Origin of the sequence: Pseudoalteromonas sp. P1-7a, from assembly GCF_001401855.1 — a bacterium.
Classification (GTDB): domain Bacteria; phylum Pseudomonadota; class Gammaproteobacteria; order Enterobacterales; family Alteromonadaceae; genus Pseudoalteromonas.
This window is the reverse complement of record NZ_LKDU01000131.1, coordinates 1-272: the sequence shown is the minus strand read 5'-3', so window position 1 is coordinate 272 and position 272 is coordinate 1. Positions and strand designations below refer to the sequence as shown.

Below are 272 nucleotides of genomic sequence, written 5' to 3'. Positions count from 1 at the left end.
GATGGCGTGATTAATGGCAATGGTGAAAGCGCCGCCATGGTCGTGCGCGGTACAGTAACCGATGTAGAAGATGGCCAAACCGTGACGGTTATTATCAGCGATGGCACAAACCAAGTTGAAACAACGGCGCTTGTACAAAATGGCGAATACGTTACAGATCCGATTGATGCAAGCGCATTAAACGACGGCACACTCACCGCCACGGCTAGCGTGTCTGATGTGGCTGGCAACCCAATTTCAGCACAAGATGCAGTTGAGCACGATAACACAGC

Annotated in this window: 1 protein-coding gene; it reads left to right on the top strand. The window is 51.1% G+C overall.

Features of this window, described 5'->3' with window-relative positions:
- The coding region (locus tag AN389_RS20440) for an Ig-like domain-containing protein (RefSeq protein ID WP_160318645.1) at positions 1-272 on the top strand (272 nt) is incomplete at both ends.